25 protein-coding genes are annotated in these 25,338 nt (G+C 67.2%); 9 read left to right on the forward strand and 16 right to left on the reverse strand.

The features are described from left to right. Positions 1-6: 6 nt before the first annotated feature. The 4 genes from FHW64_RS07690 to FHW64_RS07705 are packed head-to-tail and all read right to left on the reverse strand — an operon-like array spanning position 7 to position 3,836. The gene (locus FHW64_RS07690; protein WP_184524740.1) at positions 7-978 is read right to left on the reverse strand and encodes a tripartite tricarboxylate transporter substrate binding protein; all 972 of its coding nucleotides are present in this window, start codon (positions 976-978) and stop codon (positions 7-9) included. Beyond that, positions 975-2,135 (reverse strand): CaiB/BaiF CoA-transferase family protein, encoded by a 1,161-nt coding sequence (locus FHW64_RS07695; protein WP_184524742.1) that lies wholly within the window; start codon positions 2,133-2,135, stop codon positions 975-977. The genes FHW64_RS07690 and FHW64_RS07695 overlap by 4 nt, the downstream gene beginning before the upstream one ends. After that, a complete protein-coding gene (locus FHW64_RS07700; RefSeq protein ID WP_184524744.1) occupies positions 2,132-2,938 on the reverse strand; it encodes a citryl-CoA lyase in 807 nt (268 codons plus the stop codon). Before FHW64_RS07700 ends, FHW64_RS07695 begins: the two co-directional genes overlap by 4 nt. A gap of 13 nt (positions 2,939-2,951) precedes the next feature. Next, complete coding sequence (locus FHW64_RS07705; protein ID WP_184524746.1) at positions 2,952-3,836, reverse strand: dioxygenase; 885 nt, start codon at positions 3,834-3,836, stop codon at positions 2,952-2,954. A 128-nt stretch (positions 3,837-3,964) separates the two neighbouring features. Here FHW64_RS07705 and FHW64_RS07710 point away from each other — a divergent pair, with 128 nt between their 5' ends. Beyond that, positions 3,965-4,924 (forward strand): LysR substrate-binding domain-containing protein, encoded by a 960-nt coding sequence (locus FHW64_RS07710; RefSeq protein WP_184524748.1) that lies wholly within the window; start codon positions 3,965-3,967, stop codon positions 4,922-4,924. A 13-nt stretch (positions 4,925-4,937) separates the two neighbouring features. On the opposite strand, the gene FHW64_RS07715 is transcribed toward FHW64_RS07710, so the two are convergent. The 8 genes from FHW64_RS07715 to FHW64_RS07750 form a co-directional block, all read right to left on the reverse strand. Then, positions 4,938-6,323: a trehalose-6-phosphate synthase gene (locus tag FHW64_RS07715; RefSeq protein ID WP_184524750.1), complete on the reverse strand. Its 1,386-nt coding sequence runs from the start codon at positions 6,321-6,323 to the stop codon at positions 4,938-4,940. After that, positions 6,320-8,140: a glycoside hydrolase family 15 protein gene (locus FHW64_RS07720; RefSeq protein WP_184526246.1), complete on the reverse strand. Its 1,821-nt coding sequence runs from the start codon at positions 8,138-8,140 to the stop codon at positions 6,320-6,322. The genes FHW64_RS07715 and FHW64_RS07720 overlap by 4 nt, the downstream gene beginning before the upstream one ends. 101 nt (positions 8,141-8,241) lie before the next feature. Then, positions 8,242-9,003, reverse strand: coding sequence for a trehalose-phosphatase (gene otsB, locus FHW64_RS07725; RefSeq protein ID WP_184524752.1), 762 nt, complete (start codon positions 9,001-9,003; stop codon positions 8,242-8,244). Positions 9,004-9,059: 56 nt separating this feature from the next. Next, positions 9,060-10,334 carry a multifunctional CCA addition/repair protein gene (locus tag FHW64_RS07730; RefSeq protein WP_184524757.1) on the reverse strand — a complete coding sequence of 425 codons (1,275 nt, stop codon included), beginning with the start codon at positions 10,332-10,334 and terminating at the stop codon, positions 9,060-9,062. Positions 10,335-10,377: 43 nt separating this feature from the next. Continuing rightward, positions 10,378-11,061: a glutathione S-transferase family protein gene (locus FHW64_RS07735; protein WP_184524759.1), complete on the reverse strand. Its 684-nt coding sequence runs from the start codon at positions 11,059-11,061 to the stop codon at positions 10,378-10,380. A gap of 87 nt (positions 11,062-11,148) precedes the next feature. Continuing rightward, complete coding sequence (locus tag FHW64_RS07740) at positions 11,149-11,712, reverse strand: MgtC/SapB family protein (protein WP_184524761.1); 564 nt, start codon at positions 11,710-11,712, stop codon at positions 11,149-11,151. 82 nt (positions 11,713-11,794) lie between these two features. Next, a complete protein-coding gene (locus tag FHW64_RS07745; protein WP_260303713.1) occupies positions 11,795-12,400 on the reverse strand; it encodes a mechanosensitive ion channel family protein in 606 nt (201 codons plus the stop codon). Between the two features lie 29 nt (positions 12,401-12,429). Next, complete coding sequence (locus FHW64_RS07750; RefSeq protein ID WP_184524763.1) at positions 12,430-14,448, reverse strand: lytic transglycosylase domain-containing protein; 2,019 nt, start codon at positions 14,446-14,448, stop codon at positions 12,430-12,432. Between the two features lie 9 nt (positions 14,449-14,457). Here FHW64_RS07750 and FHW64_RS07755 point away from each other — a divergent pair, with 9 nt between their 5' ends. After that, positions 14,458-15,075 (forward strand): 5-formyltetrahydrofolate cyclo-ligase, encoded by a 618-nt coding sequence (locus tag FHW64_RS07755; RefSeq protein ID WP_184524765.1) that lies wholly within the window; start codon positions 14,458-14,460, stop codon positions 15,073-15,075. Here the strand turns inward: FHW64_RS07755 and FHW64_RS07760 are convergent, their stop codons facing one another. Further along, a complete protein-coding gene (locus tag FHW64_RS07760; RefSeq protein ID WP_184524767.1) occupies positions 15,076-16,059 on the reverse strand; it encodes a LysR substrate-binding domain-containing protein in 984 nt (327 codons plus the stop codon). It abuts the gene before it with no gap. Positions 16,060-16,202: 143 nt separating this feature from the next. Between FHW64_RS07760 and FHW64_RS07765 the strand changes: the two genes are divergently transcribed. After that, on the forward strand, positions 16,203-16,535 hold the full coding sequence (locus FHW64_RS07765; RefSeq protein ID WP_221210235.1) for a DUF2917 domain-containing protein: 333 nt from the start codon (positions 16,203-16,205) through the stop codon (positions 16,533-16,535). A gap of 15 nt (positions 16,536-16,550) precedes the next feature. On the opposite strand, the gene FHW64_RS07770 is transcribed toward FHW64_RS07765, so the two are convergent. Next, a complete protein-coding gene (locus FHW64_RS07770; RefSeq protein WP_184524769.1) occupies positions 16,551-16,946 on the reverse strand; it encodes a BLUF domain-containing protein in 396 nt (131 codons plus the stop codon). Between the two features lie 91 nt (positions 16,947-17,037). On the opposite strand from FHW64_RS07770, the gene FHW64_RS07775 reads away from it, so the two are divergent. From FHW64_RS07775 to FHW64_RS07795, 5 genes are all read left to right on the forward strand, one after another. Beyond that, positions 17,038-17,808 carry a Crp/Fnr family transcriptional regulator gene (locus FHW64_RS07775; protein WP_311733269.1) on the forward strand — a complete coding sequence of 257 codons (771 nt, stop codon included), beginning with the start codon at positions 17,038-17,040 and terminating at the stop codon, positions 17,806-17,808. Between the two features lie 174 nt (positions 17,809-17,982). Next, complete coding sequence (locus FHW64_RS07780; protein WP_184524771.1) at positions 17,983-18,882, forward strand: glycosyltransferase; 900 nt, start codon at positions 17,983-17,985, stop codon at positions 18,880-18,882. Continuing rightward, complete coding sequence (locus FHW64_RS07785; RefSeq protein WP_184524773.1) at positions 18,882-19,754, forward strand: glycosyltransferase; 873 nt, start codon at positions 18,882-18,884, stop codon at positions 19,752-19,754. The genes FHW64_RS07780 and FHW64_RS07785 overlap by 1 nt, the downstream gene beginning before the upstream one ends. Beyond that, complete coding sequence (locus tag FHW64_RS07790; RefSeq protein ID WP_184524775.1) at positions 19,751-20,863, forward strand: Gfo/Idh/MocA family protein; 1,113 nt, start codon at positions 19,751-19,753, stop codon at positions 20,861-20,863. Before FHW64_RS07785 ends, FHW64_RS07790 begins: the two co-directional genes overlap by 4 nt. Before the next feature lie 2 nt (positions 20,864-20,865). Beyond that, a complete protein-coding gene (locus FHW64_RS07795; protein ID WP_260303755.1) occupies positions 20,866-21,957 on the forward strand; it encodes an NAD(P)-dependent oxidoreductase in 1,092 nt (363 codons plus the stop codon). 19 nt (positions 21,958-21,976) lie between these two features. Here FHW64_RS07795 and FHW64_RS07800 read toward each other — a convergent pair whose 3' ends face one another. Together FHW64_RS07800 and FHW64_RS07805 are read right to left on the reverse strand one after the other, a co-directional pair. Continuing rightward, positions 21,977-22,909, reverse strand: coding sequence for a hypothetical protein (locus tag FHW64_RS07800; RefSeq protein ID WP_184524779.1), 933 nt, complete (start codon positions 22,907-22,909; stop codon positions 21,977-21,979). 102 nt (positions 22,910-23,011) lie between these two features. Beyond that, positions 23,012-23,905 carry a DUF6279 family lipoprotein gene (locus FHW64_RS07805; RefSeq protein WP_221210236.1) on the reverse strand — a complete coding sequence of 298 codons (894 nt, stop codon included), beginning with the start codon at positions 23,903-23,905 and terminating at the stop codon, positions 23,012-23,014. Between FHW64_RS07805 and glmU the strand changes: the two genes are divergently transcribed. Beyond that, on the forward strand, positions 23,904-25,334 hold the full coding sequence (gene glmU / locus FHW64_RS07810) for a bifunctional UDP-N-acetylglucosamine diphosphorylase/glucosamine-1-phosphate N-acetyltransferase GlmU (RefSeq protein WP_184524781.1): 1,431 nt from the start codon (positions 23,904-23,906) through the stop codon (positions 25,332-25,334). The two genes, FHW64_RS07805 and glmU, sit on opposite strands and share 2 nt — an antisense overlap. Positions 25,335-25,338 lie beyond the last annotated feature (4 nt).

Raw genomic sequence — 25,338 nt, forward strand, 5'->3', positions numbered from 1 at the left:
GCGGAATCAGTCGACCTGTGCGCCGGAGCGCTTGACCAGCTCGGCCCACTTGCCCAGCTCGGTCTTGTTGAAAGGCAGCATCTCGTCGGCGCGCAGGTTGCGCGACTCGATGCCCTGGTCGCGCAGGCGCGCCATCACCTCGGGTTGGGCCAGTGCGGCGCTTGCGCCGGTGCGCAGTTGCGCGAGCGTGGCCGCGGGTGTCGCGGCGGGCGCATACAGCATGAACCACGCGACCAGATCGAAGTCGGCGACACCCTGCTCCATCAGGGTGGGGACGTCGGGCGCCGCGGCACTGCGCACCGCGCCACTTGCACCGAGCGCGCGCAGCTTGCCGGCCTTGATCTGCGGCAGCACCGCGGCCGGGTGATAGAACATGAAGTCCACCTGCGAGCCCATCACGCTGGTAAGCGCGACCGCGCCTTCCTTGTAGGGCACGTGGATCATCTTGCCGCCCAGCCGCTGCGCAAGCAGTTCGCCCGCGAGATGCCCCGAGGTGCCGTTGCCGGCGGATGCGAAGGTGATGCCGGCGGGTTTCGTCGCAGCCTGCGCAAGATCCTTCAGCGACTTGATCGGCGAATCCGCGGCGACCACCAGCAGCGTCGGCGTGTAGCCGATGAAGGCCACCGGCGAGAAGTCGCGCACCGGGTCGTAGGGCAGCTTGGTATAGAGCGCCGCGTTGATCGCATGCGTGCCGACCGTGCCCATCACCAGCGTGCGGCCGTCGGGGGGGGCCTTGGCGACGAGATCGGTTCCGGTCGATCCGCCGGCGCCCGCGCGGTTGTCGACGATGACGGGTTGCTGCAGGTTCTTGCCGAGTGCTTCGGCGACGACACGCCCGACGGTGTCGGTGGTGGTGCCCGCGCCGAAGGGCACGACCATGCGGATCGGTGGGCGGTCCTGGGCCTGCGCGACACCGGCCATCAAGGCGCCGATCACCAGTGCGGCAACGAACGGACGTCTTGTGCTGAGCAGATTCATGCCGCGTCTCCTTGCTTTCCGGCGCGACCCCGCAGCGCAGCGCGGATCTCGTCGTTGTGTTCGCCAAGCACCGGCGGCGGCCGCACATCGAGCGAGCGCTGCCCGTCGAAGCTCACCGGCGAGCGCACTGTGCGGAACAGGCCCATCACCGGATGCTCGGCCGAGGTCATGAGTTGCAGGTGTTTGGCCTGCGGGTCTTCGAGGGCTTCGCTGGTGTCGTACATCGGCGCGTTGGGAACGTCCTCGCGCTGCAGGCGGCGGCACCATTCGTCGCGCGGCTGCGTTCGGAAGCGCTCCCCGAGCAGTTCGATCAGCGTTTCCTGGTTCGCGATGCGCGCCTCGCGCGTGGCAAAGCGCGGGTCTTCGAAGATGTCCGGCTGCTCGATGGCGGTCGCGAGCCCGCGCCAGAACTTCTCGGGCGAAGACATGTGCAGCGCGATCCATTTGTCGTCCGCGCATCGCAGCACATACGACTGCGAGACGCTCGGCCGGCTGTACGGCCCCATCACCTCGTCGACCTGGAAGAAGTGCGTGAAGGCGTCGAGGTTGAAGTGCGCCATCGCCTCCAGCATCGAGACTTCGACGATGCGGCCCTGGCCGGTGCGGCTGCGCTCGAACAGCGCGCCGAGCACACCGTAGGCGGCATAGAAGCCGGTGAGCGAATCCGCGATCGCGGGGCCGACCACGCGCGGGTTCTCGGGGTTGATCAGCAGGTTGAGGAAGCCGCTCGCGGCCTGTGCGACGGTGTCGTAGGCGGGGCGGTCCGCGGCCGGCCCCGTCGCGCCGAAGCCGCTGATCGAGCAATAGATGAGCTTCGGGTTGAGCCTGCGCAGGCGCTCCGAACCCACGCCGAGCTTCTCGGCCACACCGGGGCGGAAGTTCTGGATGTAGACGTCGGCATCGGCGATCAGCGCATCGAGCACTTCGCGATCGTCGGCGCTCTTGGTGTCGAGCGTGATGCTGCGCTTGTTGCGGTTGTAGGTCTGGAAATGCGGGCTGTAGAGGCCGTCCTTGAAAGCGCGGAACGGGTCGCCGGTCTTCGGCTGCTCCACCTTGATCACGTCCGCGCCGAGATCGCCGAGCAGCATGCCGGCCGCCGGCCCCGTGATGAAGGTGCCCTGTTCGACAACCTTGAGGCCTTGCAGCACCTGGATCATTCGTTCATCCCGAAGCCTGCAGGCAGCGTGCCTTCGTACTCCATCTCGCGCGTGGCCTGGTAGGACAGCGCGAAGCCGATGGGTTGGCGGACCTCTTCGTACAGATGCGCGATCAGTCCTGCGGTGCGTGCAAGGATCGGTATGCCCCTGAGCGCTTCGACCGGGAAGCCCGCGCCGAGCAGCACTGCCGGGATCGCGCCCGAGACGTTCAGCTTGAGCGGCTTGCCGAGCACGTCGGGCATCAGCGCCTCCACCGCCGCGGCGATCTCGATGAAGCGCTGGTCGGTGCGCGCGGATCTCGACACCGCGAAGAGCGCATCGACACGGGCGTCGCGCTCTTTGTGCTGCGGATGGCCATACCCGGGAATCGAGCGACCGGCGGCGCGCCATGACTTCATCACCTCGTGCGCTGCCGAGCCGAGCGGCTTGCCGGCGGTTACCAGTACGTCGATCTCGCTGTACATGCGGCCGGCGGTTTCCGAGGCGCCGAGGATCACCGATCCGCAGCCGAGGATGCCCGCCGCGACCGCACCCTGCAGCGCATCGGGCGCAGCCGCGAAGGTCATGCGCGCGGCCTGCACGCTCGGCACCAGGCCATGGTCCGCGATCGCCACCAGCGTGGCGTTCAGGACTTCGGACTGGCCGGACGTGGGGTACTTGCCGGTGAGCAGGAAGAAGAAGTGGTCGACGAACGAGATCTTGCCGATCAGGTCCTTCGAGAGATCCTGCCCGCGGATGACGATGCTGTGCGCGTCCGACGTGCTGATGGCCGTGCGCGGCACGGTCGCCTTTCCGATCTTCATGGAGTAGTCCTCTTCAGGCTGTAGCGGGTGCGAGCCGCACGTCGAAGCTCGCCGAGTGGTAAGGCGTGCGCATCTCGCGGCCGTCCACCGCCTTGCCCGGGGGATGGGTCTCGAAATCCACCACGAGGCTGTCGCGCTTGCCGAAGACCGCGTCTGCGTCGATGTAGGGGCTGCCGCCGACGAAGACCTGCGTCGTCAGCGTGACGTAGCCGGGCGCCGAGACCTGCAAGTGCAGATGGCCCGGGCGGTAGATGCTGCGGTCGGTGGCGCGCATCATGTCGCCGACAGGGCCATCGTCCGGGATGGGGTAGTAGTTCGGCCGGATCGACCAGAACCAGTAGCGGCCCTGGGCGTCGGTGCGGAAGCGTCCGCGGGCCTGCATCGATGGTTCGGTGCTGAGCTGCACGTCGTACTTGCCGTGCCCGTCGCCCGACCACACATCGAGCAGCGCGCCGGCGAGCGGCTGGCCGTCGCAGTCGGTCACGCGGCCCATGTAGAAGGTCGGGTCGCCCGTCGCGCCGTTCGCGATGTCGCTGCCCAGTTCGACGTCGGGCGCGCCGGCCCAGTAGAACGGGCCTTCGACGGTCGCCTCCGTCGCTTCGGTTGCGCCCTTCGCCTTGCTGGCTCGGGACTGGGCGAGCGCGACCACCATCATCGAGAGGCCGAGCGTGTCCGACAGCAGGATGAACTCCGGCCGCTTGTCGGTGGAGATCTGCCCCGTGGCATTGAGGAAGTTCAGCCCGGCGAGCCACTCTTCCGGCTTGAGGTCGACTTCCCGCGCGAAGGCGTGGAGGTGCTTGACCAGCGAAGTCATCAACTCGCGGAGGCGCGGGTCGGGGGTCTTGGCGAAGGCATCGAGCACGTCGCGCGTGATGCCGTCCTGGTTGTATTCCGACATGGTGCTTGTCTCCTGTCCCGGCGTCATCGAGCGCCGATGGCCGGCACGATAGGGCGGCGACCCGCCTGCGACAAATGATGAATTTCCATCGATATCATCGATGGCATCGATCATTCGTGGGGGTTTCCATGGAGATGAGGCATCTGCGCTATTTCGTCGCGCTCGCCGACTGCCTGAGCTTCACGCGGGCGGCGGAGCGGGTCCACGTCACGCAGTCGACCCTTTCGCACCAGATCCGCCAGCTCGAGGAAGAGCTCGGCCAGCCGCTCTTCGAGCGCATCGGCAAGAAGGTGGTCACCACCGAGGCGGGCGAATTGCTGCGGGGATTTGCGTCACGCGCATTGCGCGAGGTCGATCAGGGCGTGGCGCTGCTCAAGCCCGACGCGGGCAACCTCACCGGGCAGGTGCGCATCGGCGCGACGCACACCTTCAACATGGGGCTGATTCCGGAATGCGTGGCGCTCTTCCTCGCGCGGCATCCGACGGTCCTCATCAGCGTGGAGGAGCTCTCCGCCGAAGTGATCTGCTCGCGGCTGCGCGCGGGCGAGCTCGATCTGGGCATTGCCTATCGCCCGGAAGACCCGACCGATCTCTGGTTCGAGCCGCTCTACAACGAGGAGATGGTCCTCGTCGTGTCGAACACCCATCCGCTCGCGGGCCGCAAGCGCATCCGCATGGTGGAGCTGCATCGGCAGGACCTCGTGCTGCTCGCCAAGTCGTTCTCGACGCGCACCATGATCGACGAGTGCTTCAGCGCCTGCGGTGCCGAGCCGACGGTGGTGGCGGAAATGTCGACCGTTGCGCCGATGCTCGGACTGGTCGCGCGCACGCGGATCGGCACCATCGTGGCAATCAATGCGGTGCCGGACGGCATGTCGGGCCTGGCCGTGATCCCGCTCGAGAGCCCCACGCCGACGCGCACGCCGGGCATCCTCTGGCGGCTGGGCGAGACCAAGCCGGTGTTCATTCAGTCATTCGCTGTGATCCTGCGGAAGACTGCGCTGGGGAACAGTCTTCGGCGCGAAAAGGTGGGTGTGCGGGTGGGCGAGAAGCGGGCCGGGCGGCGGGTGCCTGACAAGGTGCGCTGAGCGCCCGTTGGCCTTAACGCACGCTCTCGGCCGCGCGAAGGGCATCCAGAAAGCCGTTGCGCCACCAGTGCACATCCTGCTCGCGGATGCATGCGAGCAGCTTCTGGTGCCGCTCGCGTCGCTCGTCCAGCGGCATCTGCAGCGCCTGCTGCACGATCTCCGCGGTGCCGTGCGTGTCGTAGGGGTTCACCAGCAAGGCTTCCTTCAGCTGCTCGGCAGCGCCCGCGAAGCGCGAGAGCACGAGCACGCCCGGGTCCGCCGGGTCTTGTGCGGCGATGTATTCCTTGGCGACGAGATTCATGCCGTCGCGCAGCGGCGTGACGAGGCCGACCGCAGCGGCGCGGCACAGGCCCGGCACTCGCTTGCGAGCGACCATGCGGTGGATGTAGCGCACCGGCATCCAGTCGAGTTCGCCGTAGTCGCCGTTGATCGCGCCGCACAGCGATTCGAGTTCGCGGCGGATGTCGGCATAGGCGTCAACGGTCTCGCGCGTGGGCGAGGCGATCTGGATCAGCGTTGCGCTGCGGCGGTTCTCCGGGTAGTGCGCAAGCAGTTCGCGGAAGGAGCGCACCCGCTGCGGAATGCCCTTGGAGTAGTCGAGCCGGTCGATGCCCAGCAGCAGGCGTCGCGTCGAATACTCGCGCTTCATGGTCTCGTACATGTCGCGCGATTCCTTCGCGTGCGTGAGCGCGGCGAACTCGTCGACGTCGATGCCGATCGGGAAGGCATCGCAGCGCACTGTCTGGCCGAAGGCGCGATAGAGGTGATCGTCCAGCACCTCACCCCGGGCTTCGTAGCGCACGTAGTCCTCGAAGTGCTGCACGTCCTGCCGGGCCTGGAAGCCGACGAGGTCATACGCGAACAACGACCGCATCAGCCACTCGTGCTGCGGCACCGCCGCGAGGATGATCTGCGGCGGCAGCGGAATATGAAGGAAGAAGCCGATGCGTTGCCTGCACCCCATCGCGCGCAGTTCGGCTGCGAGCGGGATCAGGTGGTAGTCGTGCACCCAGATGATGTCGTCGTCCTTCAGCAGCGGCAGCAGCTTGCGCGCGAAGAGCTGGTTGACGCGCCGGTAGCCGCCGACAAAGCCCGCCTCGAAGTGCGCGAGGTCGAGTCGGCCATGGAACACCGGCCAGAGCACGTCGTTGCTGTAGCCGAGGTAGTAGCTGTCGTGGTCCTCGCGGCTCAGGTCGATCGTCGCGAGCGTGACCTTGCCGGCCTGCTGCCGGTGCATTTCGCCTTCGCCGGTCGGGCCCTCTTCGACGATCGAGCCGCTCCAGCCGAACCACAGGCCGCCGCTTTGCTGCAGGCTGTCGCCGAGTGCCACGGCCAATCCGCCGGCCGCCGGCTTGCGCGGATCGGCCACGCGGTTCGAAATCACCACCAATCGACTCATATGCAGGAGTCCCAAGGGGCGGAGAGCCTCACTGCAGCGTTGATGATCCCCACCATCGAATAGGTCTGCGGAAAGTTGCCCCACATCTCGCCGGTGACCGGATGCGTGTCCTCCGACAGCAGGCCGAGCGGGTTGCGCGCGGCGAGCATGGTCTCGAAGATCTGCCGCGCCTCGGCCTTGCGGCCGATCTTGGCGAGCGCATCGATGCGCCAGAAGGTGCAGATGTTGAACGCGGTCTCGGGTTTGCCGAAGTCGTCGGCCGCCTCGTAGCGGCGCATATACGGGCCGTCGCAGAGCGACTTCTCCATCGCGTCGACCGTGGAGATGAAGCGGGGGTCGCGTGCGTCGATCAACCCGACCTCGACCATGAGCAGGATGCTCGCGTCGAGCTCATGGCCGCCGAAGCTTTCGGCGAAGGCTTGCCGTTCTTCGCACCAGGACTTGGCGAGGATCTCTTCGCGCATGCGCGACGAATGGTCATGCCAGTAGGCTGCTCGCTCGGGCAGCCCGATCGTGCGCGCGATCTTCGCGAGGCGGTCGCAGGCGGCCCAGCTCATCAGCGCCGAACTGGTGTGCACGCGCGCACGCGTGCGCAATTCCCACATGCCTGCGTCGGGCGTGCCGTAGACGCGGATCGCCTGCTCACCGACTGCTTCGAGATACGGAAACTCGGCAAGCCCGGCCCGGCTCAGCAGCCGGTGGTCGTGGAAGGCCTGCGCTGCGCCGAGCACGATGTTGCCGTACACGTCGTGCTGGAAGTGCTCCTGTGCCTGGTTGCCCACGCGCACCGGTCCCATGCCGCGGTAGCCCGGAAGGCCGTCGACGAAGGACTCCGGCAGTTCGCGCTCCAGCCCGATGCCGTAGAGCGGCTGGATGTGCTCGCCGCGCGAGCCGATCACCACGTTGGAGAGCCAGCGGAGGTAGTCCTCCATCGTGCCCACTTCCGAGAGGCTGTTGAGGGCGCGCACCACGAAGAAGGCGTCGCGCAGCCAGCAGTAGCGGTAGTCCCAGTTGCGCTGGCTGCCCGGCGCCTCGGGGATGCTTGTGGTCATCGCAGCGACGATCGCGCCGGTGTCCTCGTAGAGCGAGAGCTTGAGCGTGATCGCGGCACGGATCACCGCGTCCTGGTATTCGAACGGGATCGCGAGCCGCTTGCTCCAGGTGCGCCAGTAGGCGATGGTTTCCTGCTCGAAGTGGCGCGCGGTGTCGGCGATGCCGTCATTCAGCGTCTCGTCGGCGCCGAGCACGAAGTTGTGCTCGCGCGAAAGCACGAAGGGCTGGTGCGACAAGATGTGCGAGACCGGTGCATCGGTGTTGAGCCGCAGCGCGAACTCGGGGCCGACATAGCGGATGTGATTGCTGCCACGCGTGATGGTCGGCGGCGCCGCACCCCACTGGAAACGCGGCGCGAGCTTGACGCGAATGCGCGGCGCGCCGACGACCGGCTTCACTCGGCGCACCATCGTCAGCGGCCGGAAGTAGCGCGAGCGGCTGTGGAAGCGCGGCGCGAAGTCGGTGATCTCGATGCACTGCCCCGCGGTGTCGAAGAGCTGCGTGCGCAGCACCGCGGTGTTCGGCTCGTACCACTGCTTGGACGAGGCGAAGTCCTCGAGCTCGATGCTCCACGCGCTCGCTTCCTCGCCCGGATGCAGCAGCGCATTGAAGACCGGATCACCGTCGAAGCGCGGCAGGCAGCACCACACTACTCGGGCGCGGGAATCGATGAGCGCGCTGTACGCGCAGTTGCCGATCACACCGACTTCGAGCGATTGCCCGGCCGGGGGGCCGAATCCGGGTCGTGCGGTGGGGCGGGTCAGCGCTTCGTCGTGGGGCGGCGCCTCGTCGCTCACTCCGGCGGCGCCGGCGATCGACTGGCCGGCGCGATCCTCGACGGTTTCGGTGTCTTTCTGAAGGGTTGTCAAACCGGCCTCCTCGGGGTTGTTGTTGCGGGCGCTGCGAGCAGGTCGCGCGTGGCCACGAGCCATTCGAAGACCGCGCGCGGCGAATCGAGTCGATGCAGCGCCAAGCTGGGCCCCGAGCCGACCTTGACGCCGACGCCGCCGCGCGGCTGCACGATCGCGAAGCCGTTTTCGTCGGTGGTGTCGTCGCCCGCGAAGATGGGCACACGGCCCGCGAAAGGCGCCTCTTTCATGAAGGCGTCGATGGCGATGCCCTTGTTGATGCCAGCGGGCTTCACTTCGAAGACGAATTTGCCGTGCATCAGTTCGAGCTGCGGCTGGCCTTCGATCACGCGCTGCATGGCGTCGCGGCATACCGCTTCTAGCTGCGGCGCGAGCCGGTAGTGCAGCGCGATGGCAGCATGCTTGCGCTCGACCAGCAGGCCTTCATGCACGCCGGCGAGTTCGTTGGCGGCTTCGAGCACCAGCGTGAGATCGGGTGGACGCTGCTCCTGCATGTGGCCTTCGGCGTCGCGACGCTGCACGCCGTGTTCGCCCGCGGCCGGCAATCGCAGTGGGGCGAGAAAGCGATCGATCACGTCGATCTGCCGTCCCGAGACGACTGCGAGCGCACCGCCAAGCAGTTCGGCGAGGTCACTCAGAAGCGGGACGAGCGCGGCGGGCACATGCACCGCCTCGGGCGTTTCGGCGAGATCGACCAGCGTGCCGTCGAAGTCGAGGAAGAGCGCCGCGTCGTGTGTGAGTCGGGGGGGCTGCTGCATGGAAGAAAAACCATAGCAGACTCCCGCCGCGCGCCGCGTCGGCCAAAGCCGTCAAATCAACTTTGGGAGGAGGGTTGAAGCGCCGCATCGACGGCGGCCACTCGCGCGCGTGAGATCGCCTCGCCGATCTTCGGGCCGACCGCGCCGGCGTCGCGTGCCGCGCGGGCGATGGGTTCGGTCGCCACCGATTGCGCGGCTCCCAGCGCTGCGAGCAGGCGTTGGCGTGGCGCATAGGGACGGTCTTCGAGGCCGAGCCTTCCGCGCGCATCGCATTCGCAGGCCTGCAGGACTTCGTCGAAGCGCTCGGGCTTGCGGAAGGCATCGCAGCGTTCCAGCAGGCGCACGACGGCGGCCGCGTTGAGGTCGCCGCTGCGATGGATGTTGCCGTGTTCGCGCGCGACCACGTCGGCGAGCTCGCGGATGTCGACCGGCACGCGCCAGCGGTCGCACACATCGCGCAGCAGCTTGGCACTGCGCTGCTCGTGGCCGTGATGGCGCGGCAGGATGTCCGCGGGCGTGGTGCCCTTGCCCAGGTCGTGGACGAGGCACGCGAAGCGCACGGCCAGCGATGTCTTCATGTGCGCGGCCATGTCGAGCACCATCATCAGGTGCACGCCGGTGTCGATCTCGGGGTGATGCGCCACGGGCTGCGGGACGCCCCAGAGCCGTTCCACCTCGGGCAGCAGCACCGCGAGTGCGCCGCATTCGCGCAGCAGTTCGAACATGCGCGAAGGCTTGACCTCCATGAGGCCGCGCGAGAGCTCCTGCCAGACGCGTTCGGGTACCAGCGCATCGACCTCGCCGGCCTCGACCATCTCGCGCATGAGGACCATCGTCTCGGGGGCCACGCTGAAGTCGTCGAAGCGCGCGGCAAAGCGCGCCACGCGCAGGATGCGCACCGGGTCTTCGCGGAAGGCGTCGGTGACGTGACGCAGGCGCTTCTCGCGCAGGTCGCGCTGGCCGTCGAAGGGATCGACGAGGTCGGCGGGATCGACGTCGAGGCGGTCGGAGGCGCCGATCCTGTCCTCGGGCAATGCGATCGCGTTGATGGTGAGGTCGCGCCGTGCGAGATCCTGTTCGAGCGTCACGTCGGGCGCTGCATGCACGACGAAGCCGCGGTAGCCCGGTGCGCTCTTGCGCTCGGTTCGCGCGAGGGCGTACTCCTCGCGCGTCTCGGGATGAAGGAAGACAGGAAAGTCGCGACCCACCGGGAGGTAGCCGCGCGCGATCATCTGCTCGGGCGTCGCGCCCACGACGACCCAGTCGTGGTCGCTGCCGGGACGCCCCAGCAGCGCATCGCGGATCGCGCCGCCGACGAGATAGGTTTGCATCGCGCGAGTGTAGGACGCTGATGCGCCCCAGCGCCCGCGAGGGTCAGCGCTGCAGGCGGTAGGGTTCGTCGAAGAGGACGAACTCCTTCTCCGCGAGTCCGCCGTCGATCCAGGCCTTGACGCCGGGCAGTGCGAGGACGCGGTCGATGTAGGCGGAGATCGGCGCGGGCACCGGCAGCCCGTAGGTGCGGATGCGAGTGCACACCGGCGCGTAGTACGCGTCGGCAATGCTGAACTCGCCAAAGAGCATGGGGCCGCCGTAGCTTTCGAGCAGGCCGCCCCAGAGCTGCACGAGGCGCGCGAGGTCTGCGCGTACGCCGGCCTGGTCGCGCAGGATGAGCTGCCCCTGCTGGCGCAGGTCGGCCTCGATGTTCATCGTGCAGTGGTTGCGCAGCGATCCGAACCCAGCGTGCATTTCAGCGCACGCGCTGCGCGCCCGTGCACGGCGGGCACGGTCGGCAGGCCAGAGCTTCTTGTCGGGATGGGTCTCGGCGAGGTATTCGCAGATGGCGAGCGTGTCGTAGACCACGATGTCGCCGTCCTTCAGCACGGGCACGGTGCCGGTCGCGTTGAGCGGGAGGATCGTGTGCTTGAACTTCGAGTCGGCATCGAAGGAATCGAAGCGGACCATGACTTCCTCGAAGGCGATGCCGGCCTGCTTCATGAGCACCCACGGCCGCATGGACCAGGACGAGTAGTTCTTGTTGCCGATGTAGAGCTGGGTCATCGCGTTCTCCGGTGGGGTGCTGCAAAGCTCTCCATGCTAGCCGCAGGTAGCCCGACGATTGATGCGGAACGCAGCGGAAATTGATGCTCAGCGCGCGGTGCGATCGTCTTTTCGGGCAGAGGCTCCATGCGCGCCGTCGCCATCTGCGGTGGGCGGGCCCACCACATGTTCGACCAGCGCCACCAGCCGGGGGACCAGCGCCAGCACCACGAGCGCCATCAACGCGCTGATGATCGCGGTGAGCTCGCGCCCGAGGCCGCAGGCCATGCCGATCGCGGCGGTCATCCACAGCCCGGCTGCGGTGGTCAGGCCCTCCACATGCCGCTCATCGCGGCCGCGCTTGAGGATCGTGCCCGCGCACAGGAAGCCGATGCCCGCCACCAGGCCCTGGATCACACGGCTCATGTCCGCCGATGTGGAGCCGCCCTGTTGCGGCACGAGCACGAAGAGCGCCGAGCCGAGCGCCACCAGCATGTGGGTGCGCACACCCGCGGCCTTGCCGTGCTGTTCGCGCTCGAAGCCGAGCATGAAGCCCAGCACCGCGGCGAGCAGCAGGCGGATGAGGATGCGCAGCGCCTGCGTGATCTCCCCGACATCGGAGAACTCGGCGGCGAACACCTCGTTGATCTTCTCCCAGAGCGAATCGGCCATGGTGAACCGGCGGTAGTGGAAGCTGGCCGAGTTTTGCGCGACTGCCGTCCGGTCCGCTGTAGGACTGCGGCACTTCGCCGGCTCAGCGCGGTGCGGTATCCACCGGCGGATGCGGCGCCGGATACGGTGCAAGGCTTTGCGGCAGGGGCGGCGAGCTGCCGTGCCAGCGGCGTACCGCGCGCTGGAAGAACATGCTGTTGGGGATCTTCAGCGTCGTGCCTTGCCGCGTGTCGCCGGTTTCCTCGAGCGTGGTGAAGACGAGGTTGATGTCCAGCACGCGGCCCTTGAGGCCCGGCTTCTCGCCGTTCTCGAGCACCTCCACCGTGTCGCCGGGCCAGAACATGCGCGTCGTGAAGATCAGCAGCGCGCAGAACATGTTCGACAGCACGCTCCAGGCGGCGAAGAAGGCCACCGCACCGACGGTGGCGAAACCGGTGAACGCGGTCCAGAGCACGGTGCCCGAGGCGCCAAGGCGCTCCAGTGCCCAGAGCGTGGCGCCGCCGTAGATCAGGAAGCCGGCCGTGCGGCGGGTGACCATGGCCACGTTGTGAGGAAGCGTGTAGCTCCTCGTCACGCGCTCGATGAGTCGGCGCACGAAGCGGTACAGCAGCCACGCACCCAGCATGATGAGCGCGACCTCCGCGATCGGGACGATGATCTCCAGCCATTCGTTCGCCCAGTTGGGCAACTGGGCGCGCAGGCTCTGCAGGGTCCGGTTCAGGGCAGGTCCTTGTTGGGTTCAGGCTCTGCGAGATCGCGCGGGCCGACGCGGCCGAGCTTGTCCTTGATCGATTGCGGCCGCCCGGTGATCAGGGCCGCGTAGTTGGTGGTGTTGGCGAGCACCTTCTTCACGTAGTCGCGCGTCTCGTTGAACGGCACGTTCTCGGCCCAGATCGCGGCTTCCATGCTCGGCCCGTTGCGCCAGCTGCGAGGGCGGCCGGGGCCCGCGTTGTACGCGGCGGCGGCGAGCGGCATGGAGCCGTCGAAGTCGTCGAGCGCAAGCTTGAGGTAGTTGGTGCCGATCGTGATGTTGGTGTCCCGGTCGGTGATCTGGCCCGGGGTGAAGTCGGACATGCCGATCTTCTTCGCGGTCCAGCGTGCGGTGGCCGGCATGACCTGCATCAGGCCCGACGCGCCGACGCCCGAGCGCGCGTCCATGACGAAGCGGCTCTCCTGGCGGATCAGGCCGTAGACATAGGCGGGATCGAGGCCGATCTCCTGGCTCTTGCGCACCACGGTGTCGCGGAAGGGCATCGGGAAGCGCTGGTCCACGTCGATCATGCCCTTGGTGCGCTCGCTGGTGTTGATGCAGCGGTCCCACACCTCGCGCTGGCACGCGAAGTCGGCGGCGGCGAGCAGCTCGCGGTCGCCCATGCCGCCGCGATCGTGCAGGTTGGTGGCGTAGTTCCATTCGCGCGTGCCTTCGGGGCGCAGGCCGATCGAGATGGCGTAGAGCGCGCGATTGAGCGCAGGGTTGTTGCGCGCGGCTTTCTTTTCCTCGGCCGTGAGCGGCGCGGGGCGCGTGGGCACGGCGGCGCGCTGTCCCATTTCTTCGAGTGCGAGCAGTTCGTAGAAGCCGCGCGTGCCGGCGATGCTTTCGTACAGCGCACGGGCCTGCGCGCGGCGTTCGTCGCCGCCGTAGGCCGCCAGCGCGCGGGCCTTCCAGTAGACCCAGGTCGGGTCCTGCTGCTGCGTTTCGCTCATCGCGTCGATCGAGGCGTGCACCACCTTCCAATCGCCGGTGCGCATCGCGGCGCGGGCCTTCCAGGCGAGCATTTCGTCGGAGAGGTCGCTGTTCTTCGTGACGTACGAGAAATAGGTGTTGGCCGTCGGGGAGAGCTTGGTGGCCGCCTGTCGACCGATGGTGCCCCAGAGCCAGTTGCGCTCTTCCGCGGACAGCATCGGGCCCCACTTGCCGTCAAGCTGCGATGCGGCCATCTCAGGGTCGGCAATCGCGAGCTTGATCAGCGCGAGCACCACGATCTCGCGGCGCGACTTGGCAGCGACCACTGCGCGGCTCGCCAGGAACTTGCCGACGTTGGCGTTCATGTCGTCGAACAGCGGAATCGCATCGGGCGCCACGATCATCACCGCGCGGCGTGCGGTTTGCGGGCGATTGGCCTCGATCGACAGACGCGCCTTCTTCCATGCGTCGTTGGGCGACATCTGGCCCGCGCTGATCATGCGGTCGGCGGCGGTGAGGCAGCCGTCGTCGAGATCGCGCTGGGCGAACCAGTTGCGGCGCACCTCTTCCACCTGGCCCTTTGTCGCGGTGCCGGACTGCAGCGTCTCGATCAGCACCGCATAGCAGCGGACCTGCGCGTCGTCGTTCATGCGGAAGGCGGGATGCATGCTGGTGAAGCCGCTCCAGTCGCGGCGCTGGCCGGTCAGCAGAAGCCAGTCGTTGCGCAGGCGGTCTTCCTGGTAGGTGCCTGCGTATTGCGCGAGGAAGGCCTGAACCTCATCCTGGCTTGCCTCGAACAGGCGGGCCTTGAGTTCCCAGTAGGCGGCCCAAGGTTCGAGCACATGGCCGCGCGCCTGCGGCAGGAGTGCGGAGAGACGCGCTTTGTCGCCGCGCTGGGCGGCCTGTTTCATCTGCAGGAGAACGTCGTCGTTCGTGTTCTGCGCATGCGCGGACTGGGTTGCACCAACGGCAGCGAAGAGCGAAAAAACAAGGGAAGAAAGGGCGGCGCGGGGCCGGCGGCGGACCGGTGCCAAAATGCTCGCGAATTGCATCGGGGGATTATGGACAAGTCAAACGGTGCCGACACCTCGGCAACTGCCAACTTTCTCAAAACTCAGTTACGTAGTGCACTGGTGGAGCAGCGTCTTGCGATGCCGGACAGGCTCGCGCGCGCCGATCTGCTCCAGCGCGTGATGCGCATCTGGCTCGTCGGACGACCGGACACGGTGATCGGTGCCTACTGGCCGATCAAGGGCGAGTTCGATCCGCTGCCTGCGCTGCATCGCTGGAAGGAAGACGGCGAACTGCTCGACGAGCCGCAGCGACGGCGCATCGGACTGCCCGTGGTCGACCGGGTGCACAAGACGCTGACGTTTCATGCGTGGTATCCGGGCTGCCCGATGGAGAACGATGCCTACGACATCCCCAAGCCCAAGGACACCGAACTGATCGTGCCGACGCTGCTCTTCGTGCCTTGCCTGGGCTACAGCGCCGGGGGGTATCGGCTAGGTTACGGTGGCGGCTTTTATGACCGCACGCTGGCGGCCCTGGAGCCGAGGCCGTTCACGGTTGGGCTGGGTTTCACGAATGGCTTCATCGAAAGCTTCGAGCCGGAAGCGCATGACGTGCCTCTGGACGCCATCCTCAACGACAACGGCGTCGTCTGGCCGATCGGCTGATCAATCCAGCTGATCGATCGTGTCGGGGTCCGGCACTTCGCCGATCGTCTCGCGTGTGATCGCGGCCTGGCCCTGCAGCCATTCGCAGAACGCCTGAATCTCCGGGCGCGGCGCGCTGCGCGGTCCGGTGATGAGCCAGTAGCCCATCGGTGAATCCATGCGGTGGTGCGGCAGCACCTCCACGAGGTCGCCATTGGCAAGGCTTTCGGCGATCAGCGAGCTGCGGGCGAGCACCAGCCCCTGCCCGGTGAGCGCGGCCTGCACCATCTGGTAGGCGTAGTTGAAATAGAGCCAGCGCCGCGGTTGCGCCCGCGCCATCTCGTGGACCTCGAACCAGCGGCGCCACGTCAGCCATTCGAGGTGCGTGCGGTGTGCGTCGCCGGCCTCGATCAGCGTGAAGCGCGCGATGTCCGCCGGACCCTTGATCGGCGGGTTGGTCTTGATCAGCCAAGGGCTGGCGACCGGCGTGATGGTCTCGCCGAACAGGCGCACCGAACCCCTGGGCATGTTCTCGGCCGGCCCGTAGCGCAGGGCGAGGTCGACGTCGGCGACATCCATGTCCAGCGCCATGTCGCTTGCGTCGATGCGGATGTCGATTTCCGGGTTGTCGCGCTGGAAGGCCTCCAGCCGCGGAATCAGCCACATCGACGCGAAGGACGCGAAGGTGGTGAGCGACACGCTCTTGCGTCCCGCGTTCTGCCGGATCTGGCGCACCGTGCCGTCGATGCGCGGCAGCGACTGCTGCACCGCCAGCAGCAGTTGCGCGCCAGCGCTGGTGAGTTCCACGGCCCGCGTGTGTCGCAGGAACAGACCCACACCCACTTCTTCTTCCAGCGACTGGATCTGCCGGCTCACGGCGGATTGGGTCAGCGCCATTTCCTCGGCGGCGGCGCGGAAGTTCAGGTGACGGGCGACGGCTTCGAAGGCGCGGAGGTGGCCGGCGGAGATCGGCCGGGAACGCAGGTGGGTCTGGGAATGCAGCATCGGGGGTTGGCTTCGGCGGCGGGTTGATTGATGCGAAACCGGAATCAGTAGGCTACCGCGTTTTCATTGGACTGCCAACGGCGGCAGGAAGATCATTCATTCCCGAAGCGCGCCATTCGCGAGCTCACCACCAGGAGATCATCATGTCCGCCGTTGCCACCACCACCACGCTTTCGTCCGTTGCATCGACCCGTCCGGTCGCGGTGCCGTCGGCCGTGCGCCGCGGTGCATGGCAGCTTGAGGCCGGGCATGCGATGAGCCTCAAAGCCTCCAGCGCGAGCGTTCTGCGCATCCGGCAGGGCCGGGTGTGGGTTACCCGCGATGCCACCGCCAATTGGGGCAGCGAAGACTTGGTGCTTGCACCCGGCGAATCGCTGACCGTTGCCGCGGGCGAGCGCATCGTGATGGAACCGTGGGACAGCCACGGCGCCACTTACAGCTGGGACGCCGTCCAGCCGACCGCCCGCGCGGGCTGACCCGCGCTCCGGCGATCAGCCGGAGATGTCGAATCGGGAGCGCAGCGCGATGAAATATTCGAGCGCTGCGCGCCCGTCGAGCGCATCCACGTCCACGAGATCTTCGTGGACGTCGACTTCGGCAAGCCCCATCTCGAAGCGCTGATAGCGCCGCTGCGCCAGTACGCCGTCATAGAGCACGCGGAGCGCCACATGCCGCGGATCGGCTTCCAGCCGTGCCAGCAGCGCCTGCACCGCGGCGGGCGGCCCTTCCAGGTGCTGGCAGAAGCGCATTCCGTCGAATACCAGGAGCCCGGTGATTCCATCGCGCAGGTTGCGTGCGCGCGCGAGGGTCACGATCTGACCGACGACGGTCGTGGACTGGTCAGTGGCGAGGAGGCTGATATAGAGGACTTCCCGAAGAGGCGGCATCTGTCATCGTGTGTAGGGCGAAAGCAGTTTAGGAGGCAGGAGGAATCCTCGAAATGTCAAAAGACATGCATGGGCGACCTATAGTGAATTGGTGAATTTCGAGGATCACCCGTCTCCGGTTTCGCCGCCCGATTGCCCGCATCCGTGCGACGCATGCGGCCTGCGTCGCAACCCGGCGTTCCTGCCGATGTCGGCGGACGAGGTGCGGGTCATCGAATCGTTCCGCATCGGAACGCGGGCCTTCGAGGCCGGTCGTCCGGTCATCGACGAGTTCCGGCTGAGCGGCCAGCTCTTCACCCTCTATTCCGGCTGGGCGTTCCGCTTCAAGACGCTGGCGGATGGGCGGCGGCAGATCCTGAGCTTCCTGCTGCCCGGCGATTTCATCGGTTTGCAGGACGAATTCGCCGACGGCCACACCCACGGCGTCGAGGCGATGACCGCGGTCACCCTTTGCGCGTTCGAGCGCGAGCGGCTCTGGGAGCTCTTCCGGGCGCATCCCAAGCTGGGCTACGACATCACCTGGCTGGCCGCGCGGGAGGAAAAGATGGTCGATGACAACCTCGTGACCACCGGCCGCCGCAGCGCGAGCGAACGCGTGGCGATGTTGCTGATGCATCTCTATCGCCGCGCCGAGCGGCTCGGCATGGTGCGCGATGGCTGGGTGGAGTTTCCGCTGAGCCAGCAACACATCGCCGACGCCCTGGGCCTCTCCCTGGTTCATACCAACAAGACGCTGCGGCGACTCCGGCAGCTCAACCTTCATCGGCTCGAAGGCGGCTGGCTGCGCATCATGGAGCCCCACGCGCTCGAAAAGCTGGGCGACTACTTCGAGCGGCCGATGCAGCCGACGCCGCTGATTTGAGAGCGTCACGCCTGCCCTGCAGTCAACCCGGCGTTCGGCAGATACTGCGAGAGTCATAGGACCGTGGCGTTTCGCACAGTTGGCCGAATGGTAGTAGTTAAGGCTTAATCCTGATGTGTATCATCCTGCAACTAATGTCTCTGGGGCCGTGATGTTTCGCGACAAGTTTGAGCAATGGGCTCGTTGATCCTGGAAGCCCTCACGGCCTCCTACAACTCCGCCGCGACGCTGTCGGAAACCTTGGCCTCGGCCTGGGAGGACAACCGCGTTCCGGTGCTGCTGGTGGACGACGGCTCCAGCGACGGCTCTGCTGACTACGCCGAGCGCTGTGAGGGCGTGCGGGTCATCCGCCAGCGCAACGCCGGCCCTTCGGTGGCGCGAAACCGCGCGATCCTCGAAAGCCGGGCGGATTTCGTGCTGTTCCTCGACAGCGACGATCTGCTCTTGCCCGGCTATAGGGCGGCGTTCGAGTCGGCGCTGGCCGCGAATCCGGACGCCGATGTGTTCATCTGCGGCATGCAGGTGGTGGACGACGAAGGCCGTCCGGTCGACCGCCATGCGGCGCCCAGCCTGCAACCGACGGCCTTCCTGAGCGTGCTGGGCGGCGAACCGGTGCCGACCAACGGCATCATCGTGCGGCGCGATGTCTTCGCGCGCAGCGGTGTGTTCCGGCCGGGGCTTCATCACGCGGAAGATCTGGACCTCTGGCTGCGCATCGCGGCGGCGACCGACAAGTGGGTCCGCATGGACCACTCGCTCGCCGTGTATCGCCTGCGCGGCGGCTCGCTGAGCAAGAACGGGCCGGCGATGTGGCGGGGCATCCGGCAGGTGGTCGGCATGGCGTCGCGCCTGCCGGTCGGGTCGCCGAGATTGCGCCGCGTCACCGCGCGCCACGCACTGCAGGGCGGTGCGCGCTACGTCTACAACATGGCCTTCGCGCCGATGCTGCGCCAGCGCGCGCGTTCGTCGGTCGCCGAAGCCCTGCGTGAAGTGGCGCGGTTGCCGGTGCGCTTCTGGCCGCTGGTGCTGCGGGACGGTTTTTCCAGCCTGCGGCGGCGGCAAGGGTCGCATTGATGCCGGAGTTCAGCGTCGTCATCCCTTGCTACAAGCAGGCGCATCTGCTGCCGGCGGCGATCGAATCGGCGCTTGCGCAGGCGCGCGACGTGGATCTCGAAGTGATCGTGGTGGACGACGGTTCGCCAGACAACGCTTCCGAAGTCGCGAGCCGCTACGAAGGCGTGATCGTGATCCGCCAGCCCAATGCGGGCCTGTGCGCGGCGCGCAATCGCGGCATCCTGCGCTCTAGCGGGCGCTTCCTGCTTTTCCTCGATTCGGACGATTACCTTCGCCCCGGCATGCTCGCCGCGGCCGCGCGTGCCTTTGCCGAATCGGATGAGCTCGACGTGGTCCACGGCTATGCCGACGTGGTGGACGAAGGCGGCGAGAAGGTCATCGGCGAATATGGCGGGCAGGACATCAGCCGTGATGCGCTGCACAGGCTGCTCCGGAAGAACATCGGTCCGCCGAACACCTTCGTCGTGCGGCGCGAGGTGCTCTCGCAGGTCGGCCTCTTCGACGTCGGCCTGCGTTCCTGTGAAGACTGGGACCTCTGGCTTCGCATCGCCGGACGCGGGGGCAAGTTCGGGCTCGCGCGCGATATGCGGAGCGTCTATCGGATGGTGCCCGGCAGCATGAGCAAGAACGTGGAAGTGATGTGGCGCGCCGGGCGCGCGGTCATCAACCGCAATGCACGCACCCATGCGGACTGCCGTTCGTGCCGCAAGGCGAGTCATGTCGGCATCGTCGGCTTTTCGCTGTCGTTGCGGCCGCTGCTGCGGGATCTGGTCCGCTCGCCCGGCGGCAAGTCGCGCGCGGCTGGCATCCTGCTTCGCAACCCCAGCCTGCTGGGCTGGCAACTACGACGGTTTCTTCGGATCGACAGATGAATAGCGAAATCAGCAGCGACAGCGCCACTGAAGGCAAGGCGGAGCTTCCGCTCAAGGTGCTCATCATCGGCTGCGGCGCGGTGGTGGAGGAATACCAGGGGCCGGCGGCACGCGAGGCAGAGCGCCAGGGATGGCTCGAAGTCGTCGGTCTGGTGGACCGCAGCGAAGAGCGGCTGGCGCGCTGCCAGAGCCTCTTTCCCTCCGCAAAGTGCTATACCGACCTCGACCGTGCGCGCGAAGCCGACATCGCGCTGATCGCCACGCCGGCGCGCAGCCATGCGGATCTCGCGATCTCGCTTCTCGGCCGCGGCTACAACCTGCTGGTCGAAAAGCCGATCTGTGCCACCGCCGCCGAGGCGCGCACCATGCGCAGCGAAGCGGATCGCCTCGGTCGCATGCTGGCAGTGGGCCACTTCCGGCGCTTCTTCCCGGCCATCGAAACCATCCGCACCATGATCACCTCCGGCGTGTTCGGGCAGGTGCGTCGCGTCGTGGCTGACGAGGGTGGCACGTTCCGCTGGCCGGCTGCATCGGCTGGATTCTTCACGCGGCAGGAGGGCGGCGGCGGTGTCACTCTGGACATCGGCATCCACATGCTCGAGATCCTGGTGTCATGGCTCGGCATGCCCGAGGTCGTGGACTACGCCGACGACGCCATGGGTGGCGTGGAGATCAACAGCGCCGCCAAGCTGCGCTGGCCGGGCGGAACCGAGGCGGACATCCGCCTGAGCTGGGACGTGGAGCTGGCCAACCGCTATCGGGTCGAGTTCGAAAAGGCGACCGTCACCTGGCGCACCGGGCAGGCGACCGATCTCGTGATCGAGATCGACGGCGTGGCCATCCCTCAGCTCGCGACGGGCCGCCAGCAATACGGCAGCACCGCTGAATATTCGACGCCGGCACACGGCTATCTCGGCGCCTTCACCGCGCAATGGAAGGACGTGGTGGACGCGGTCCGCGAGAACCGCAAGCCCCGCGTCAGCGGCGGCACGGCCATGGCCGCGCTGTCGCTCGTCGAAACGATGTACGCCCGCAAGCGGCTGATGGACATGCCTTATTTCGATCCGGAAGAGTCCGCCCGCGCCCAGCAGCTCGTGGAGGCCGCGTGACCATGCAAGTCGCAGTGCTCGGAGGTTCCGGATTCGTCGGCACCCGCCTGATGGAGAAGTGGGTGCTGGGCGGCACGCACGATGTGCGCGCGATCGTGCGCAGCCCCTACAGTCTTGCCCGCATGGCGCGCTTCGCGCTGCCCTCATGGAAGCAGGCCGACGTCTTCGACGCAACCGCGCTGGCCGAAGCCGTTCGCGGCTGCGATGCGATGGTGCACGCCATTGTCGGAGACCCCCGACAGATCGTTTGTGCCGCGGAGGCCGCGGTGGAGGCGTGCAAGACGGCGGGCGTCCGGCGGCTCGTCTACCTCAGCAGCGCCTCGGTGCATGGGCAGAACCCGGCGGCCGGCACCAACGATGCCACCCCGCTCAAGGACGACCAGCCCAATGACTACAACAACGCCAAGGTGCGGGCCGAGCGCGTGCTGCGCGAAGCCTCGGGCGTGGAAGTCTGCATCCTGCGCCCCGGCATCGTCTACGGACCGCGCTGCCAGTGGTTTGGCGGGCTGCCGCGCGCCCTGCATTCGAAACAGGCGTTCCTGGTCGAGGGCGGACATGGGCTGTGCAACCACATCTACGTCGACAACCTGATCCACGCGATCGAGCTGGGTCTTGCGCATCCGCGTGCGACCGAGGGCGCGTTCTACGTCGCGGACAGCACCTGCATGACGTGGCGCGAGTTCTACCAGCCGCTCGTGCAGGCGCTGGGCTTCGAGTTGTCGGACTTCCGCGACGTGCCCGCGGCGGGCGTCCCGGCTCGATCGTTGCGTGAGCGCGTTGCGTGGGCCAAGCAGGTGCCGGCATCGCGAATGATTCTTCCGATGTTCAGCCGACGCCTCAAGGACGCGGTCAAGGCCGGCCTCGAGCGCTACACGGCGCCGCCGATGGCGAACGGCTTCGTATTGCCGCAGGCGCCTTCGCCTTCGCCGGACTACGAGATCAGCCAGCTGCACACCTGCGCGACGCGACTGCCGATGGATCGCGCGGTCGAGGTACTCGGCTACGCGCCGCCGCTGAGCGCCGCCGAGGGGCTCGAGCGCAGCGCGCGCTGGCTTGCGGGCCTCTGGGTCACGGCACCCGCCACGAAGAAGTGAGGGCGCGAGCGTGGCCGGTTCAGGCCGAGCGGTAGATGCGGCCGATCGCGGCCGCGATCTTCAACTTGAGTCGCCGCCGGGCGAAATCCCGATCCTCGTACGCCTTGATCGGTGCGTTGGCGAACCGGTAGTACCACTTCGTGGCCGGCGCCGGTGGACGCCCGCGCAACGCCAGCTGGATGTGCTTGCCGTGCCACGGCTTGATCGCACCGATGGCATGCGAGAGGTAGTAGCCGCCGGGCACGAAATCCATCGCGTCCGGGCCGGCGGTATTCAGCGGCGCCTCGTAGACGGTCAGCGCGAAGTTCATCGCGTCCTGGTCCGTCGAATGGAAGAGATCGAAGCTCTCGCCCACCTTGAGGTTTTCCGTGCCTTGGTTCTGGTTGAGCACCAGATCGCAAAGGTGCACCCACAGGTCGAGGAAATCCATGTGTGCGCGCGGCACCACGATGAAGCCCGAGTTGTAGTAGCGATCGAGCTCGCGCTTCGGCACGACGCCATGCGGTTCGAAGAATCGGTTCCAGAGCAGACGCTTCGGATGCCGTGCCGGAAAGGCCCAGTTGACGTCTTCGATCAGCGAAATGCCGTCGTCGGTGAACCAGCCCGAGAAGGCAGCCCAGTTGCACTTCATGACGATGTCGGGGTCCAAGTACGCCATCGCCATGACGTCCGGCGCGTGCTTTTCGAGCAGCTCGCGTATGAAGGTGGGCTTGTAGTAGGCGAAGTGCACCGGCGTGTCCAACGCCACCATGCGCAAGGTCACGCCGGGCGCGGCCTCGAGCTTGCCGGAGGCTGCATCGAATCCTGCTGCGCCCGTGATCCAGGCCGGAAGCGCACCCCGATAGCCGACCCACAAATCTCCTTGGTACCCGGCCGCGATGAGCGAATTGGCCAGTGCGGCGACGCCATAGTGATGGGTTTTTTCGAAGAGCGTGCAGAGGCTGATATTCATGAAGTCGATCGGTCGGGGCACGGAAGGCGAGTCATTAAGTGTAAACAAATGTTGTACTTTGAGGCGAAGTGCGACCTGTGCCATTTGCCATAGTTCGGCCGCTCAGAGTGACGACGCCAGTTCGCGCAGATCGTCCTCGTAGCCCTGCAGCCGCTGCCGGGCCTTGCTTCGTTGCGCCGCTGTCGTCTGGTTGTGAAGCTCGGCGATGTTGCGGCACGACTCTTCCTGGAGAGCCTCGCGCCGCAGCCGCACCGGGCCAGTCGGCTCGGCCACGCGCAACACGTAGGCGCGCACCGCGGCTTGCGCTTCGGCAGGAGCCGCCTTCTCGGCTTGCAGGCGCCGGAGCAGCGCGATGATCTCCTGCTGGCGGGTCTTGCGGTTGGCGTCGATCTCGCGCGGGTCGAAGCTGGATTGCGCGATCTGTCGCCGCAGCAGGTCGCGCTGTGACGGATCGAGCCGGCCATAGAAGTCCTCGCTGCGGTCGAGGAACTGCTCGTACCGCTTCTCCTGCTGGTCTTTCGGGGTCAGCGCGATCCACTCCTTGCGGTAGTCGGCATTGATCCGCGCGTACTTGCGCTCCAGGTGGCCGAGTTGCGCATCGTCCAGGCTCAGGGCCAGCTCGCTGCTGGCCGGCACTGCGCGCTCGGCCACCGCGAGCAACCGCGCCTGGATCGACTCGACCAGTTCGCAGGCCTGCGCGGGCGTGACGTCATCGCCCGCCAGCGTGCGCGTCTGCCGCAGCAGGTCGACGACCTTCGGCAATTCGTTCTGCCGGTGCCACTCCAGAAGCTGTGTGAGCCCGTCGCGCACGCGCGGCGTCTGGGTGCTGTCGAAATCCACGTAGCTGTCGAGCCACCAGTAGCTCACCTCGGGCAGGTTGTTGTAGGCGAGCTTGATCGCGCTGCAGGCGGCAAGGCAGCCGGCCACCAGGACTGCCGCGACCAGCGCCCCGATAATTCGCGCCAGCCTTGCGCAACGTATCCGGAAAAGTGGCATGAACCAGACCTCTCAGCAGAATCAGGAACCCATCGACGTCGTCATCATGGCGGCCGGCAAAGGCACGCGCATGAAAAGCAGCATGCCCAAAGTGTTGCATCGATTGGGCGGCCGCGCGCTGGTGGCGCATGTGATCGACACCGCGACGCGCATCGGTGCCCGCAACATCGTGGTCGTGACCGGCCACGGCGCTGCCGACGTCGAAGCGGCGCTCGAAGGCGCGGCAGCCGGCGCGACGCCCTCGTTCGCCAGGCAGGTGCCGCAGCTCGGCACCGGCCACGCGGTGCAGCAAGCGGCGCCGCTTCTGCCGGACGACGGCACGGTGGTCGTGCTGTCGGGCGATGTGCCGCTGATCGGCGAATCCACCCTCCGCGCGCTGGTCGCCCAGAGTGCCGGGCGCCGGCTCGCGCTGCTGACCATCCGCACCCCAAACCCGAAAGGCTACGGCCGGATCATTCGCGCCGAAGGTCAGGACGACGGCGAGGTGCTCGCGATCGTCGAAGAAAAGGACGCCACCCAAGCCCAGCGCGCCATCGACGAGGTCTACACCGGCGTGATGGCGGTGCCGAGCCGTCTGCTCAAGGCGTGGCTCGCGCGCCTCGACAACAAGAACGCGCAGGGCGAGTACTACCTGACGGACGTGGTCGGCTTTGCCTCGGTCGACGGCGTGCCGATCGTGGCGCACCGCACGGACGACGCAATCGAGGTGCTCGGCGTCAATTCGCCCTCGCAGCTGGCGGCGCTCGAACGGGCCTTCCAGCTTCGCCAGGCCGAGGCGCTCATGGACCAGGGCGTGCGCCTGGCCGATCCGGCGCGCTTCGACCTGCGCGGCACGCTGGCCTGCGAAGCGGACGTGGAGATCGACATCAACTGCGTCTTCGAGGGCGCGGTCTCGCTCGGCGCCGGCGTCACCGTGGGCGCGAACTGCGTGATCGCCAATGCGCGCATCGAGACCGGCTCGGTGATTCATCCCTTCACGCACATCGACGGCGAGAAGGCCGGCGTGACGGTCGGCGCGGGTTCGCTCGTGGGACCCTTCGCACGGTTGCGTCCTGGCGCTCGCCTGGGGGCCGAGGTGCACATCGGCAACTTCGTCGAGGTCAAGAACTCCACGCTCGCGGCCGGTGCGAAGGCGAACCATCTGGCCTACCTCGGCGACGCCACGGTGGGCGAGCGAGTCAACTACGGCGCCGGCAGCATCACCGCGAACTACGACGGCGCCAACAAGCACCGCACGATCATCGGCGACGACGTGCACGTGGGCAGCAACTGCGTGCTGGTGGCGCCGGTCACCATCGGCGCGGGCGGCACCGTCGGCGGCGGTTCGACGGTGACCAAGAGCACCGAGCCCGGTGCGCTGACGATCTCTCGTGCGCGCCAAACCAGCTTTCCGAACTGGCAGCGCCCGAAGAAGGCACCAAAGGCCTGAACGG

Source organism: Variovorax sp. Sphag1AA, from assembly GCF_014192575.1.
Classification (GTDB): Bacteria; Pseudomonadota; Gammaproteobacteria; order Burkholderiales; family Burkholderiaceae_C; genus Variovorax.